The organism is Rosettibacter primus (assembly GCF_036860675.1).
Lineage (GTDB): Bacteria > Bacteroidota > Ignavibacteria > Ignavibacteriales > Melioribacteraceae > Rosettibacter > Rosettibacter primus.
The window spans coordinates 109,225-125,270 of the sequence record NZ_JAYKGK010000003.1; the positions used below are offsets into that span (position 1 = coordinate 109,225).

A 16,046-nucleotide genomic window follows, 5' to 3' on the forward strand; every position below is an offset into this window, starting at 1 on the left:
ACCCTTTATTTATTTTTATCTTTTTCTTCTTCGATAAATTTTGAAATCCATTCCGGCATAATTGGTTCTAACTTTGGTACCCTTGCATATGGAGTAGAAGAAAGACTGTGAATTTTTCCGTGCGGAGTTTCTCGATGACAATCCCAACAGTATTTTTCTGTTTGATCTGCTACGCTTCGGTTATTTATTGCTCTTAAACTGATTGGGTGAATTTGATTTGTATGGCATCTAATACAATTTTCTTGAACTGCTCTTTTGCCAGCTTCTTTAATTTGAATTACTTGTGGTTCTAATCTTAATGTAAAAATTGTTGCGTGTCTTAAACCATCATTGGCTTTAAACCAATATTTTCTAAGAATATTATCCTGTGGAACATGACAATCATTGCATGTTGTTACCTTACCATGACTTCCCCGCTCCCATGTAGCATATTCTGGAACCATAATATGACAATTTACACAAACTTTTGGATCATCAGATATGTATGAAATAGCATTGGAGATATAAATAACATGAAGACCCAGACCAAATAATATCCCAAGCAAAATAATTACAGTAAACTGCCATTTCTCTGGTGGAGTTAGAATATGAATTAATTTTCTTATTAAACCAAATTTATTTTGATTTTTCATATAACACCTTAGATTCTGATGTTCTGTTAAGTTCTTCAATATCTTTTATGCTCGTCGGGTGACCCAATTTATCAATATTTTTGTGGAGTATTAAATATTCGTTCTTTGAAATTTTATTTTGCCATTGCCCAGCCAGTATTCCAATTCCAGTAATTACAATATAAGTAATTACAATAGTTAGTGCTACAAATATTTTTGATAATTTTTTTTCAAAAATTTTGGTTTTAACTTCGAGGGTATCTGCTACAGGACAGGCATCTACACAATTAAAGCACATGGAGCATTCATCCGAACGAACTGTTATTACTTTATCAACTTTAATAAATGATGGACACGCCTTTGCACATAACCCACAATCGATACAGCTTTTTGTTTCTCTTTTAATTTTAATAGGACTTAATAAGCCTATCAATCCGAGCAAAGCACCATATGGACATAAATATCTGCACCAAAAATTTCTTATAAAAATTGATAACACAAAAAGAATTAAAATTACAGTGAGGGAAAACCGACTAACCTTAGCAAAGAAATAATACATTTTTATATCTGCCACTAAATTGTATGGGCTGTCTAAAAATGCACGCAAAGCTGTAACTGTCATCGAAAAGAAAATAGCATAAATAAAAAATCCAAGTAAAAGGTATTTTAATGAACGAAGCGGAAAATCAATAATATTAGGAAGTTTTACTCTTTTTTTGAATAATTTTTTCCAGAATCTTTCTCCAAAGTCGCCGATCATTTCGGATAAAAATCCAATTGGGCACAACCAGCTGCAAAATGATTTCCCAGCAATAAATGATACAATAACAATTGCAATGAAAATAAAAAATCCAGCAGGATGAGCATAATGAATTTCTCCTGTAAGAAGAAAATAGTAAACACTCATTAATGAAGAAATTGGTAAAAATCCTTCTACACCAGGTGGACGATATGCAATTGAATTTACATTATCGGCTTCGAGTGATTTAACAAATATTGTAAACTCTATTCCAATCCATACACACAATAAAGCAAATAAGGATTGGATTAGGAATCTATATTTTTGAATTGGCTTTTCGGTGTTCTTAATTATTTTCATATTAATCTTTAATAGCAATTTATAAACAGATTAAAATATCTGTTATTAAAATATATTCAATTTTTTAATTAGTCAAATTTTTTGTTGCAAGTAATGAAAGTTCAAAAATAATAGTTTATCAAAATAAATAAAATAATACTTGACATCTTATAAAAATATAATTAAGTTATTACAGAATAAAAATTCTGATATTAATGTTTCTCAACAGTAAAATAAAACATGGTGTGAAAGCACTGCTATACTTCTCTAAATTAAATAGTAACGAAATTATATCGGCAGCTAAAATTGCAGCAGAATTAAGTGTGCCAAAAGAGTTTATTTCAAAAATAATGCAGTCATTAGTTTATCATGGAATTCTTAAATCAAAAAAAGGCAAAGGTGGAGGTTTTTATTTGGCTGTTTCACCAGACAAAATAAAATATGAAGATGTTTTTAGAATATTAGGTTATAATGAAAATTATAATTCATGTTTGTTTGATATGGTTCAATTCTGTGAAAATAAAGGCTGTCCTTTTTGTGATAGCTGGAAAGAATTCACTGATAGATTTAATAATATTCTAAGAAACTATTCTCTCACCGGAAATTTGATGAAATAATTTTTTTATAAATAAATCAGACTATAAATACTTAATAAAAGGAGGCAATATGAATTCTGTCAATATAAACCAACCACAGGAACTAATTAATTTGCAGCTGAAAGAGCTAGTATCATTGAATATTAAAACAGCAGAAATTTTTGAAAAATATAATATTGATTTTTGCTGCAATGGAAAACTCACGCTACAAGAAGTTTTAACAGAGAAGAATATTGAACCGGATGAAATTCTTAATGAGCTTATCAATACTTTTGATCAAGAAGTTCTACCGAATGAAAATTTTATTGAATGGAATCTAATTGATTTAATAAATCATATTGTTAATGTTCACCATTCATACGTCCGAAATTCAATTCCAAAGATAAAAATGCATCTTGAAAAAGTTATATCAAAGCATGGTCAAAAATATTTTTATTTATCTGAGGTTAAATCATTATTTGAACAGTTATCACTTGAACTTGAGAATCATATGATAAAAGAAGAAAAAATACTTTTTCCGCTTATCAAATATTTGGTTGATACAGAAAAATTTAATGAAAGACCAAAAACGCAGGGTTACGGTTCAATTAAAAATCCAATAAGACAAATGGAATTAGAACACGATAATGCTGGAAATATTATACATACTATTCGTAAGATAACTAATAATTATAGTTTGCCTGAAGACGCCTGCACAACATTTTCCTTAACTTATGATGAATTGAATGATTTTGAAAAAGATATACACAAACACATTCATCTCGAAAATAATATTCTTTTTCCAAAAGCAATTGAATTAGAAGACAAATTACTCAATCAATAATAGGAGATAAAATGAAAAAACAAATCATTGCATTTTTATTAATCACATTATTTACTTTAGCTTGCGGAGGAGGAGAATCAAATTCAAATGATCCTGAAAAAGAAAGACTTGCAATTAAAGCTGGTTTAACTGTTTTCGAATATGAAAATGGTATAGGACCCATTAAAGAAAAATTAAATATTCCTCCATCAATTGATCAAATTATGGCAGAAAGCGGCAAAAAAATTTTTGAAGAAAAATGCATCCAATGCCATAAGCTTGACGAAAGATATACCGGTCCCGCACTTCGTGATGTTACAAAAAGAAGAACTCCAGAATATATTATGAATATGATTCTTAATCCTCAGGAGATGACACAAAAACATCCTGAGGCTAAAAAATTATTGGGTCAGTTTGCAACACAAATGACATTTCAAAATGTAACAAAAGATGATGCAAGAAAAATCTTAGAATATTTACGCTCCGAAGCTAAATAAAAGGAGGTACAAAGTGAAAACACGTAAAATCATTTATTTATTAATTCCATCAATCATCTTGATTGCTTTTCTTTATAATTGTTCGCAGTCGAAGGAATCCGCTAATTTCTCCGACGCAGCATCAAAAGTTTATGTAGCTCCTGGTAAATATGATGAATTTTATGCATTTATGTCCGGTGGCTTTAATGGTAATATTTCTGTTTATGGATTACCATCAGGACGTTTGTTCAAAATAATTAATGTATTTTCACAAAACCCTGAAACTGGTTATGGTTATTCTGAAGAAACAAAAGCAATGTTAATTACTTCTTATGGTTTTGTTCCATGGGATGACGCACATCACCCCGAGTTATCTCAAACTAATGGTGTGCCTGATGGACGCTGGATATTTATTAATGCTAACAACACTCCTAGAGTTGCAAGAATTGACTTGAGAACTTTTGAAACATCAGAAATTATTGAAATACCAAATTCTGCTGGAAATCATGGTTCTCCCTTCATTACAGAGAATACTGAATATGTAGTTGCTTCAACTCGATTTAGTATCCCAGTTCCAAATCGTGATGTAGAGATTTCTTCTTATAAAGAAAATTTTAAGGGTACTCTTTCATTTATTAAAGTTGATCAAAATTCCGGTAAAATGAATTTAGCATTTCAAATACTAGTTCCGGGCTTTGATTATGATTTGGCTCATGCTGGCAAAGGCCCTTCACACGGATGGGCATTTTTTACTTCATACAATAGTGAACAGGCTAATACTTTGCTCGAGATTAATGCTTCTAAAAATGATAAGGATTTTATTGCAGCTGTAAATTGGAAGGAAGCAGAAAAATATGTTGCTTCGGGTAAAGCAAGAATGATTGATGCAGAATATTATCATAATTATTTCGATGAAGAAAAACAACATGCATTTTCAGAAAAAAATTCTAAAGTGCTAATACTTAATCCAAAAGAATGCCCCGGTATAATTTATTACTTGCCCACTCCCAAATCTCCGCACGGTGTCGATGTAGACCCAAGCGGTGAATATATTGTGGCTGGCGGAAAACTTGCAACTGTTATTCCAGTCCATTCATTTTCAAAAATGCTGAAGGCAATCGAGAATAAAGATTTCATTGGTGAAATTGATGGCATACCAATTTTAAGATACGAATCTGTAATCGCAGGCGAAGTTGAAAATCCGGGTTTAGGCCCGCTACATACTGAATTTGATGGAAAGGGATATGCTTATACTTCTGCATTTATTTCTTCTGAAATAGTAAAATGGAAATTAGGAACATGGGAAGTAGTTGATAGAATTCCAACTTACTATTCAATTGGACATTTAATGATTCCCGGCGGCGATAGCAAAAAACCTTGGGGTAAATATGTTGTGGCATTAAATAAAATTACCAAAGACAGATATTTACCAACCGGACCAGAACTATGTCAATCAGCACAATTGATTGATATTTCAGGTGACAAAATGAAATTACTTCTTGATTTCCCTACTGTCGGCGAACCGCATTATGCTCAAGCTATTCCAGCTGAAATTCTTATGAAAAACAACAAGAAATTTTATGAACTCGAAAAGAACAATAATCCATACAAAACAAAGAGTGAAAAAGAAACTAAAGTTGTGCGCAATGGAAACGAAGTACATGTTTATATGACAGCATCAAGAACACATTTTAAGCCTGATAATATTGAAGGCATTAAAGTTGGCGATAAAGTATATTTTCATGTTACAAATCTTGAACAAGACTGGGACATTCCGCATGGATTTACAGTGAAAGGATTAAATAATTCAGAGTTGCTGATTATGCCTGGACAAACAAAATCAATATTGTGGATACCACAAAAGCCTGGTATTTATCCATTTTATTGTACAGATTTCTGCTCCGCTCTTCATCAGGAAATGCAAGGCTATGTTAGAGTTTCTCCTGCGAACAGTAATGTAAAAATTAGTTATAATTAAAAAATTGACCGCGGATTATTTTATTAATGTTGAAAATTAATCCGCGGTCTAAATTCTGAGGAAAAAATGTTAACAAATAAATCAAGAATTTTAATGTTAATCTCGGTTGTGTTAATTGCAATGGCTTATTTTTTCCCAATTTGGAAAATCGATTTAAACGCTCCTCAATATCCAGAAGGAATTGGGTTAAGAATATGGATAGATAAAATTACCGGTGTAAATGAATATGATCTTGATAATATTAATAAATTAAACCACTACATCGGGATGAAATTAATTGAACCAGATTCAATTCCAGAACTGAAAATTATGCCTTACATAATTTTGTTCTTTATTTTATTTGGAATTATTACTTCTATTGTTAATAAAAAATTTTTAGTAATAACCTGGTCGGCTTTTTTGTTAATAACACTTTTTATTGGATTATATGATTTCTACTTATGGGAATATGATTATGGTCATAATCTAAATCCAAATGCACCAATAAAAGTACCTGGGATGTCATATCAACCGCCGCTAATCGGGACTAAACAATTATTAAATATGCAAACTACTTCTTCTCCAGATATTGGAAGTTACTTAATTGGAACATCTGTTTTATTTAGTGCCTCTATCTTAGTATTAGATAAAAAGAGGAATAAAAGTGATGTTAAATAAATTTTTCTTTGTAATTGTTTTTCTATTGCTATTTATGTCCTGTGAAAAAAATCCCCAGCCGATTAATTATTACAACGAAGATTGTGCAAATTGCCAGATGACAATCTCGGATAATAAATATGGAACAGAGTTAATTACTCAAAAAGGTAAAACCTATAAATTTGATTCTATCGAATGCTTAATATCATACATGAACAATTTTAATAAAGAAGAAATCCATTCATTATGGGTTACAGATTTTAGCAAACCAGGTAATTTAATCAATGCCGAAAAAGCCTTTTATCTTAAATCTGATAAATTACAAAGTCCAATGGGATTAAATGTAAGTGCATTTGAAAATATGAACGAACTAAACGAAGTAAAACAAAAACACGATGGAATAATTTTAAAATGGAATGAATTATTAAAATTTGCTAAACATGAAATGCATTAATGAAATATCGAAAAATATTATTAATTACATTTTTATTTTCACAGCAATATTATTTTTTAATTTAATTGATACCGAGGGGAAAACAATTATAGTTGATAAAATTTCTTTATATAAAACTATTAAATCCGCATTAAATGCATCTAAAAATTTCGATACAATTATAATAAAACAAAACAATTATTCAGAAGGGACATTAATAATTGATAAACAACTTACTTTAATCGGTGATAATTTTCCTGTTCTGAACGGAGAAGGTAAAAATCAAATTATAATAGTAAAATCATCAAATGTAAAAATAACGGGTTTTATATTTAAGAATGCCGGTGTAAGTTTTCTATCAGATAATTCAGCAATAAAAATTGATAGCGTTTCCAACTGCATAATTGAGAATAATAAATTCATAAACAATTTTTTTGCTGTATATCTGTCCAAATCCAGCCGTTGTAAAATTATAAACAATCAAATTAAGTCAAACAGCACAAAACAAACTTTATCAGGCAATGGAATTCACTTGTGGAATTGCAGAGATATATTAATTCAAGGTAACAGAATTGAAGGACATCGTGATGGAATTTATTTGGAATTTGTAAAGCACAGCCAGATAATAAAAAACATTAGCAAAAATAATTTACGATATGGACTACATTTTATGTTTTCAGACAGTTGTTTTTATAAAGAAAATTATTTTGAAAGAAACAAATCAGGTGTAGCTGTAATGTTTACAAAAAATGTATTAATGGAAAATAACATATTTATGAACAATTGGGGAAGCGCATCTTATGGAATTTTGCTGAAAGAAATTTATGACAGTATAATTTTGAATAATACATTTAAAAAAAATTCGTGTGGAATTTATTTTGAAGCTTGCAATCGCATAGCAGTTCAAAAAAATAATTTTATTGAAAATGGCTGGGCAATTAAGTTAATGGCAAACTCAATGGATAATATTTTCAAGAATAATAATTTCATTGAAAATACTTTTGATATTTCTACAAACAGCACACATAATTATAATTCTTTCAAAAATAATTTCTGGTCTAAATATGACGGTTATGATTTGAATAAAGATAATATTGGTGATGTGCCCTACAGACCAGTTAAGTTATTTTCATTTATCGTTGTCAGTAATCCCCCGGCTTTAATTTTATTACGAAGTTTTTTTATTGATATACTCGATTTTGCAGAAAAAATAATTCCAACTATTACACCTTCAGACTTAATTGATTCAGAACCACTAATGAAAAAAATATTATGATAAGAATTAAAGATTTGCATAAAAACTATGGTTCTGTTGATGCACTTCAAAATGTTTCGCTCGAAATTGAAAAAGGAAGTATCACATATTTAATTGGACCAAATGCATCGGGAAAAACAACACTAATTAAACTTATACTTGGACTTATAAAACCAACGAAAGGAGAAATTATTGTAAATGGAATTACACTAAATGGAGATTATAAATACAGAGAAATAATTGGCTACATGCCTCAAGTAGCAAATTTTCCGGATAATCTTATTGTAAAAGAAATTTTTAATATGCTGAAAGAATTACGAAATAATAATTCCGATTTAGATGAAGAATTAATTGAGAAATTTGGATTGGAAAAAGAATTTGATAAACAAATAAAAAATCTTTCTGGCGGCACGCGGCAAAAGCTAAATGCCTCGATTGCTTTTATGTTTAATCCCGAAATATTGATTCTTGATGAACCAACAGCTGGACTTGACCCATTGAGCTGCAGCATATTAAAAGAAAAAATTAAAAGAGAGAACCAAAACGGAAAAACTATAATTTTTACATCTCATATTTTAAGCGAACTTGAAGAACTTGCAACTAACTTTGTTTTTCTTCTTGATGGTAAAATTGTGTTTTCAAAAAAGAAGGAAGAAATGCAGAAATCAAATATAGAAGATGTGATTATTACTTTTATGAAAGGAATTAATGGTGAACACATTAATCAAAATAATTAAATATCAAATACATGACATCATTAGAAGCAAATGGATTTTGATTTATACAATTTTCTTTTTAGGAGTCAGTTACTCAATTAATTCATTTAGTGATAATTTCACAAAAATTGTAATCAGTCTTATGAATGTATTGATTCTTTTTATTCCACTTGTATCAATTATTTTCGGAACGATTTATTTGTATAACAATAAAGAATACATTGTATTTATGCTGTCTCAGCCAATCAAAAGAGAAACTTTGTATTTAGGATTATACTTTGGTATGACTACTCCTTTGATATTAAGTTTTTTATTTGGGGTTGGAATTCCATTTTTAATTTTCATAAATAAATTTACTATTGACAATTCTATTCTGTTTTTATTGATTGCTTCTGGAATTTTACAATCATTGATTTTTTCATCTTTAGCTTTTTATATAACAACAATAAATGAAAATAAATTACTCGGTTTAGGAGTTTCAATTTTTTTCTGGCTCTTCTTTGCAGCAATTTATGATGGAATAATTTTGCTGCTACTTAATAATTTTCAAGATTACCCGCTCGAAAAAATTTCATTGCTGCTCACATTTCTAAATCCCATAGATCTTGCAAGAGTACTTCTAATTCTCAAACTCGATATTTCAGCTTTGATGGGTTACACTGGGGCAGTATTCCAGAAATTCTTTAGTAATTCTTTTGGGATTTTTATTTCATTAATCGCATTGACATTGTGGTTTTTAATCCCGCTTATTGCCGGTCTTAAAAAATTTACTAAGAAAGATTTTTAATGCTTAGTTGAGTTTAGAAAAAAATATTTCTATCTTTAAAACAGAACATTTAATCTGTTTATAGGAGTTTTAATGCTTAGACAAATTATTAAAATTAATGAAGAACTTTGTGATGGCTGCGGCAATTGTGTTCCTGAATGTAAAGAAGGAGCATTACAAATTATAGATGGAAAAGCAAGATTAATAAGCGATTTATTTTGTGATGGACTTGGTGCCTGCATCGGATTTTGTCCTACTGGTGCTTTATCCATTGAACAAAGAGAAGCAGAACCTTACAATGAAAAGAAAGTAATGGAATATATTATAAAGGGCGGCAAGAATGTTATAAAAGCTCATTTGTTGCATCTTAAAGAGCATAATGAATTTGATTTATTGACCGAAGCAATCGAAGTCTTAAATGAAAATAAAATTCCAATCCCAAATTTTAGTGAAGAGACTGAAGAAAAAATTTTGCCATGTGGTTGTCCTGGTTCTCTTGAAAGAAATCTAGAATTAAATAATCACGAAATAGAAGAAAATGGCAATAGAATTTCTCATCTTAGACAATGGCCCATCCAATTACATCTTATATCACCTTTTGCACAATATTTTAGAGACTCAAATTTATTACTATCTGCTGATTGCTGCGGTTTTGCTTATCCTGATTTTCATAAAGATCTTCTAAAAGGGAAAACTATAGCTATTGCTTGTCCAAAACTTGATTCAAACAAACAAGTTTATTTAGAAAAATTAATTACACTAATAAATGAATCGAACATTAAATCAATTACTGTCCTAATTATGGAAGTGCCCTGCTGCAGTGGTCTTGCAAATTTAGCTTATCAGGCAATGCAATTATCAAACAAAGAAATTCCAATTAAAACAATTGTAATAAGTATAGAAGGCAAGATACTAAGAGAAATAAATCTGCTGGAGGGAAATTTGCATAACTGAAAAAAAATAATATCGGGAAAGATTCTAAGTTTTTACAGAAATAATAGAAGAAATTTTGTTTATATATAAAAAAGCTAATTACGTTTTATCCTTTAATTTGGAGGAACAATGAGGCAAATTATCATTCACTTATCAATAATCTTGCTAATATTTATTAACAGTATAAGTGCACAAACCAACAAATGTGTTGAGTGCCACTATTCAAAAACTCCAAATATTGTAAGTGACTGGCAAATTAGTAAACATGCTGAAAATGATGTTAATTGTTCTGTTTGTCATGGTGATGAACATACTTCAGCAATGGACGTATCAAAGGTAAAATTGCCAACATTAGAAACGTGTGAAACATGCCATGAGACACAAGTTACACAATTCAAAAAAGGGAAACATTCAATTGCATGGGCAGCAATGAAAGCAATGCCAACGGCACATATGCAGCCGATGGCTTTAATGGAAGGATTAAAAGGTTGTGGTGGTTGTCATAAAGTAGGATCAAAAACTGAAGATGAGATAAAAAAATTAAAGAGTGAAGGGTCAGTATTTGGACATGCTTCTTGCGATGTTTGTCATACAAGACATACATTCAGCAAAAAAGAAGCACAGCAGCCACAAGCATGTCAAACATGTCATCAAGGTTTTGACCATCCTCAGTGGGAAATGTATTCTGGTTCAAAACATGGTGTAAGATATTTATTAAAACAAAATGGTATTCTTTCATCAGATACTTCTGCACCAACATGTCAAACATGTCATATGCCCGAAGGCAATCATGAAGTAAGAACTGCATGGGGATTCTTAGCAGTTAGACTACCTATGCCAGATGATAAACAATGGGCAGAAGACAGGGCTACAATTCTTAAAGCATTAGGTGTTTTAGACCCCGAGGGTAAGCCTACAAAATTAGTTGATGTTGTAAAAGCTGCAGATGTAGCTCGGTTGTCACAGGAAGATTGGCAAAGAGAAAGAGATAAAATGATTAAGGTTTGCACTCAATGCCATTCTGAAAATTATGTGAAAGCAGAATTGCAAAAAGGAGATGATATGATAAAAAATGCAGATAGATTAATGGCTGAAGCAATAAAAACGGTAGCTGATCTTTACAAAGATGGTATAATTAAAAAACCCGATAATTATCCCTATGCATATCCAATGTTATTGACATTTCATGATGCACCAACAGCCATTGAACAAAAATTATTTGTAATGTTTCTTGAACACAGGATGAGAACATTCCAAGGTACTTTTCATAATAATCCTGATTATGCTTTATGGTATGGATGGAGCGAAATGCAAAGAGATTTAACGGAAATAAAAGAATTGGCTCATCAGATGAGATTAAACAAAAAGAAGGAATAAATATTGTTTAAGAACACAGATGACACCAATAAGACATGATTTCCATTGATTTTACTTGTGGTTATCTGTACTATCTGTGTCATCTGTGTTCTCCTCATAATAATAAATTATCGTTTTTGATTAACTTTATTCTTTTTCATTTTACAGGTTCAAAATTTTTTGTATGGTCTTTTCCTTTAATTGCGAGAGAGTTTCTTCACTAAACATTTTGTATGCCTCATCTCGAAGTTTGCCCCACTTATCATGAACGGGGCATGGATTATCATTTGAACAACCTGGAAAACCTAAAACGCAGCTTTTAAACACATCCAATCCATCAATTGCTTCGATGATATCAATTAATCGAATGAGACTAGGATTTTTTGCTAAATAAAACCCCCCGCTTTTTCCTTTTTTAGAACCTACTAAGCCGTGATATGTAAGTTTCTGTAGAACTTTCGATACAAATTCTTTTGGTACTTTTAATTCCTTTGATATTTCTTCAGCATTAAAAATAACTTTTTCTTTTTTAATAGATAGGAAAAGAACAGCTTGTAAGCCGAGTTCGCATGCTTTTGAGAAAAAAACAGTCATCTTATTTACCGGATTTTTCAAATCAAAAATAGGTTCTAAATTTTTATCAATCAACTTTTGTTGATAAAGATAGTTTGAGTAGGATATGCAAATTCAATTTTTTCTTTTTCAAATTCGCGGTAAATATCAAAATTAATTTTTTGTTGAATATCCATATATGTTTTATAATCAGAAGAAAGAATAAAGTAAACAAACTCGAAGTTCAGACTGAAGTCGCCGTAATTAGCAAAATGCCCTCTGTCAAATTCGACTAATTCATTTTTTGTGATAATGCTTTTCACAATTTCGGGAATAGCTTCTAATTTTTGCAATGGTGTTTGATAAGTTACACCGAGTTTTAAAACTACTCTTCTTCTTTCCAAGCGTTTAAAATTATGTAATATTGTATTTGTCAATTTTGAATTTGCAACGATTAACTGTTCACCAGAAAGTGACCTGATTTTTGTTGTTTTAATTCCAATTTTTTCGATGTTGCCGGAATTACCATCAAAAGAAATAAAATCTCCAATTTCAAAAGGTTTATCTAAAAAAATTACAAAGTAACTGAATAAATCACCGAGTAAAGCTTGTGCTGCTAATGCAACTGCAATACCTGTAATTCCTAAACCGGCAACAATAGTTGAAACCTGGAAGCCAAGATTATCTAAAAGGAAAATTAAACCTATAACCCAGATTAATAAATTAATTATTCCGTAGAGAGGTTGAATTCTTTTTAATTCCTCTTCACCTCTATTTTTATGAAAGTACCTATCTAAAAGGAATCGAATTAATGCAATACTAAATCGGATGATGAAATAAGCTAAAATAATTTGGTAGATAATGCTAATTATTTTATCTGCTTCTTTTCCAAAACTCAAATATTCCAATGCTATATAAACAGCTCCGAGATATAAAACGGGTACTAACAAGCGATTTGTTATTTTTTCTATATAATGAAATTTATTGTAGCCACTCTCTTCAATTTTCTTTTTAATCCTGTTTAAGAAATATTTTTTTAAGAAATTAATAATAAAAAAAGTAACAATAAGAATTCCAAGTGCTAAAAGATATTCTTGAATTGTGTTATCAAAATATTTTTGTTTTAGAAATTCATTCATATTATAAATCCTGTTGTTAAATTAATTTTTAATCTTTAATTCGAAATGAAAATCTTTTTCAGAATTATCATAATTACTAAAATCATAAATAAAAAATTCTGGTTGTGATAAGCAATTTAACAAATTCAATTGTTCTGATTCTATGTAAATTTTATATTTAGCTGGCTTTAACCCCAATATGTAAAAAGTTCCATCAGAAAAAGTTGTAGTTCTTAATTTTGAATTATCAGATAGATTTTCAAAAATAACATTAATTCCATTTAATAATTTTTTAGAATTATCTTTTAACATTAATATAACACTTCCATAAACTTCAGTTCCTTCGTAAAATGGTATATCAATAATTCTTGAAGAATTGGGAGCGGTTTGAAAAGCTAATGTTTTATACACGGGAAATAAAAAAGGATTTTTAATATCTTCGTTAACTTTTAACACATAAGTAGTATATGGATTTAGTTCACGAATTTTAATTAATCCGCTGCTAATTTTTTCCATTGAACATACAGTTTCTAAAGATATACTTGCATCATCAACCATTATTTCTCCTTCATCGAACTTGTTATTACCATTTTTATCTACAAAAAGTCTACATAGAACCACAGACTTCCTTATTTGCGAACGATTATAAAACGAATAATTATTAACATCCATATCGTAGGTAACTGCACCATAAACATTAGTAAATACACTATTGCCACTTAAAGTTGACCAGGCTTTTAAAAATGGTAAATTAACAACCAGTCCCAATTTAATTGAGCTGTAGAAATTAACAACTTTATTATATTCAATTTCCAATCTGCTTTCAGAAGATATATCAGCAGAATAAATCATATTATATTGAACAAGTTTTCTTTTTGTAACATCATAATTGAATTGAACACTTAACAAATTTGCTTTAAGCAATTTAGACCACTTATCAATAGTTCTTAATGGAAATATCAAGCCATAAGTTAAATAAGCTTGCTTAAATAAAAATTTGTTGTATTCATTGTAATAAATTTTATATGAAATAGATGGATTTACATATTCAGTTCTTGCCCCGGCATTAAAAGAAAATAATTTACTTCTTAATTCAGATGAATTTTGAATTTTAATGCTGGTACCAAAGTTTAGAGAATAATTCCCAAAATCAAATGGGGAGAAAATATCAAACTGAAGTTCTTCATTTATGTTGTATGGATTATAAAAAGAATTTCTAAAAAATTTTGTTGCAAATAAATTAATTGACATCTGTGAATAATACAATGCATTAAATCCCATCCTATAGTAAGCATTTGGAGCTAATAACAAATTAAAAATATATGATGAACTAATTCTTGCATTAAATTCATTGTAAATAAAAATTTTTCTTTGATTATCATCCCGAATGAATTCTATTCCTGTGCTATTTGTCAACCATTCTGAAATTCCATATGTACCATAAGCCTGTGCTAATAACCCTTTGTTGTAATTAACTTTTCCTAAATTAATTGTGTAGTTAAATTCTTTTGGTGGAATAAATTTCACAGGAATCTGAAATAATTTTCTTACACTCAAAAAATTTCCAGCAGGACCATAGTATTTCAAACTAATAAATGAAGTTCCATAATTTAATGGAATATCAAAATGAAAATTTCCGTTTGCATCTGCCTTAGTAACATCAGTTAATTTATTGTTGACATACAATTCAACAGTCCAGTTTGGACCACATTGGTCACTAAAAGAATAAGTATAAAAACTTCTTCTTGGTTCTACCGGTTCATTGGTTATTGAAATTCCAGTTACAGTAGTTTGCTGCAATCCACTGTATTCAAAAGTTCCTAATGATACCTGTGATAAGTATTTATGATTAAAAACATAATTCCATCTGTAAATGTAATCGTTAATTGAAGTAAATTTTTGATTTATGCTGCCGTTCATGCTGAATTCAATTTCGCCTCCTAAGAAAATGCCACCCAATCCCAAATTATAATTATAAAAGGCAGGCAAACCCTTTGTAAAGTTCGATGAAATAAAATAATCAAGAAACAATCCTTTAAGAAATTTTTTTTCAATCGGATAACTAAAATCTGGTGTTATAATTTCTTTTTTAATGTATTTATAACTTATTTCTCTTTTTAATCTGTTATAAACAGGTAAAATTTTTTCGGTCTTTAGGTTGATTATTAATTCGCTCATATTAAAATCAAAAAATAATCCCAGTGATTTTTCAAGCAGTTCTGGTTTAATATAAATTTCTAGTGGTGTATAAATAAAATCATTATTCGAAAAATAAATTTGTTTTTGTTTATCTCTGTAATCCAATTTTTCAAAATCAAAACTATAGGTGTTATCTTCTTCTACGAAAAACCCGGTAATTAATTTTTGATTTGATGAAAAATTATAGTTCAGTTCCAGCAATTTGAATATTTCTATTAACGGGAGGTAAAAGGAATTATTGTAATTTATTATAATAATTCTACTTCTCAATACATCTTTATAAACAAAAAAGAAATATGCTTCCTCAATATCAGGTTCTGAAATATTAATTATAAAAGAACTATTCCTCTCTTTATTTGTAACTATAGTATCATTTTCAAAATAGGTATGGGCTAATCTATTTTTATAAATTACATCACTTACGCATATGGGATCAAAACAATTTTTATTATAAAAAAGACTTCCGTTACCCAGCAGTGAACCGGGTGAAACAAAGAAAATACTGATAGATATCAGAATAACATAGATTATTATCAAAATT

General features: G+C 29.5%; 16 protein-coding genes. 11 read left to right on the plus strand and 5 right to left on the minus strand.

Annotated elements, in window-relative coordinates:
* Positions 1–5: 5 nt before the first annotated feature.
* Positions 6–632 (minus strand): cytochrome c nitrite reductase small subunit, encoded by a 627-nt coding sequence (nrfH, locus tag VJY32_RS05250; RefSeq protein WP_353676847.1) that lies wholly within the window; start codon positions 630–632, stop codon positions 6–8.
* A complete protein-coding gene (locus tag VJY32_RS05255; protein ID WP_353676848.1) occupies positions 616–1,710 on the minus strand; it encodes a 4Fe-4S binding protein in 1,095 nt (364 codons plus the stop codon). Before VJY32_RS05255 ends, nrfH begins: the two co-directional genes overlap by 17 nt.
* A gap of 194 nt (positions 1,711–1,904) precedes the next feature.
* On the opposite strand from VJY32_RS05255, the gene VJY32_RS05260 reads away from it, so the two are divergent.
* From VJY32_RS05260 to VJY32_RS05310, 11 genes are all read left to right on the plus strand, one after another.
* Entirely contained in the window at positions 1,905–2,306 is a 402-nt protein-coding gene (locus VJY32_RS05260) for an RrF2 family transcriptional regulator (RefSeq protein ID WP_353676849.1), read from the plus strand.
* A gap of 49 nt (positions 2,307–2,355) precedes the next feature.
* Positions 2,356–3,108: an iron-sulfur cluster repair di-iron protein gene (gene ric / locus VJY32_RS05265; RefSeq protein WP_353676850.1), complete on the plus strand. Its 753-nt coding sequence runs from the start codon at positions 2,356–2,358 to the stop codon at positions 3,106–3,108.
* An 11-nt stretch (positions 3,109–3,119) separates the two neighbouring features.
* The gene (locus VJY32_RS05270) at positions 3,120–3,584 is read left to right on the plus strand and encodes a c-type cytochrome (RefSeq protein ID WP_353676851.1); all 465 of its coding nucleotides are present in this window, start codon (positions 3,120–3,122) and stop codon (positions 3,582–3,584) included.
* A gap of 58 nt (positions 3,585–3,642) precedes the next feature.
* Positions 3,643–5,541 carry a Sec-dependent nitrous-oxide reductase gene (nosZ, locus tag VJY32_RS05275; protein ID WP_353677063.1) on the plus strand — a complete coding sequence of 633 codons (1,899 nt, stop codon included), beginning with the start codon at positions 3,643–3,645 and terminating at the stop codon, positions 5,539–5,541.
* Between the two features lie 66 nt (positions 5,542–5,607).
* Entirely contained in the window at positions 5,608–6,198 is a 591-nt protein-coding gene (locus VJY32_RS05280; RefSeq protein WP_353676852.1) for a hypothetical protein, read from the plus strand.
* Positions 6,188–6,631, plus strand: a complete 444-nt coding sequence (locus tag VJY32_RS05285; protein WP_353677064.1) for a nitrous oxide reductase accessory protein NosL — start codon at positions 6,188–6,190, stop codon at positions 6,629–6,631. The genes VJY32_RS05280 and VJY32_RS05285 overlap by 11 nt, the downstream gene beginning before the upstream one ends.
* Positions 6,618–7,886: a nitrous oxide reductase family maturation protein NosD gene (locus tag VJY32_RS05290; RefSeq protein ID WP_353676853.1), complete on the plus strand. Its 1,269-nt coding sequence runs from the start codon at positions 6,618–6,620 to the stop codon at positions 7,884–7,886. The genes VJY32_RS05285 and VJY32_RS05290 overlap by 14 nt, the downstream gene beginning before the upstream one ends.
* Complete coding sequence (locus VJY32_RS05295) at positions 7,883–8,602, plus strand: ABC transporter ATP-binding protein (RefSeq protein ID WP_353676854.1); 720 nt, start codon at positions 7,883–7,885, stop codon at positions 8,600–8,602. Before VJY32_RS05290 ends, VJY32_RS05295 begins: the two co-directional genes overlap by 4 nt.
* On the plus strand, positions 8,574–9,368 hold the full coding sequence (locus VJY32_RS05300; RefSeq protein ID WP_353676855.1) for an ABC transporter permease: 795 nt from the start codon (positions 8,574–8,576) through the stop codon (positions 9,366–9,368). Before VJY32_RS05295 ends, VJY32_RS05300 begins: the two co-directional genes overlap by 29 nt.
* Before the next feature lie 72 nt (positions 9,369–9,440).
* Positions 9,441–10,301 (plus strand): ATP-binding protein, encoded by an 861-nt coding sequence (locus tag VJY32_RS05305; RefSeq protein ID WP_353676856.1) that lies wholly within the window; start codon positions 9,441–9,443, stop codon positions 10,299–10,301.
* 108 nt (positions 10,302–10,409) lie between these two features.
* Positions 10,410–11,657: a multiheme c-type cytochrome gene (locus VJY32_RS05310; RefSeq protein ID WP_353676857.1), complete on the plus strand. Its 1,248-nt coding sequence runs from the start codon at positions 10,410–10,412 to the stop codon at positions 11,655–11,657.
* A 141-nt stretch (positions 11,658–11,798) separates the two neighbouring features.
* Here the strand turns inward: VJY32_RS05310 and VJY32_RS05315 are convergent, their stop codons facing one another.
* The 3 genes from VJY32_RS05315 to VJY32_RS05325 are packed head-to-tail and all read right to left on the minus strand — an operon-like array spanning position 11,799 to position 16,042.
* Entirely contained in the window at positions 11,799–12,230 is a 432-nt protein-coding gene (locus VJY32_RS05315; RefSeq protein ID WP_353676858.1) for an RrF2 family transcriptional regulator, read from the minus strand.
* A 50-nt stretch (positions 12,231–12,280) separates the two neighbouring features.
* Positions 12,281–13,327: a mechanosensitive ion channel family protein gene (locus VJY32_RS05320; protein ID WP_353676859.1), complete on the minus strand. Its 1,047-nt coding sequence runs from the start codon at positions 13,325–13,327 to the stop codon at positions 12,281–12,283.
* A 21-nt stretch (positions 13,328–13,348) separates the two neighbouring features.
* Complete coding sequence (locus VJY32_RS05325; protein WP_353676860.1) at positions 13,349–16,042, minus strand: carboxypeptidase-like regulatory domain-containing protein; 2,694 nt, start codon at positions 16,040–16,042, stop codon at positions 13,349–13,351.
* Between the last annotated feature and the right edge of the window lie 4 nt (positions 16,043–16,046).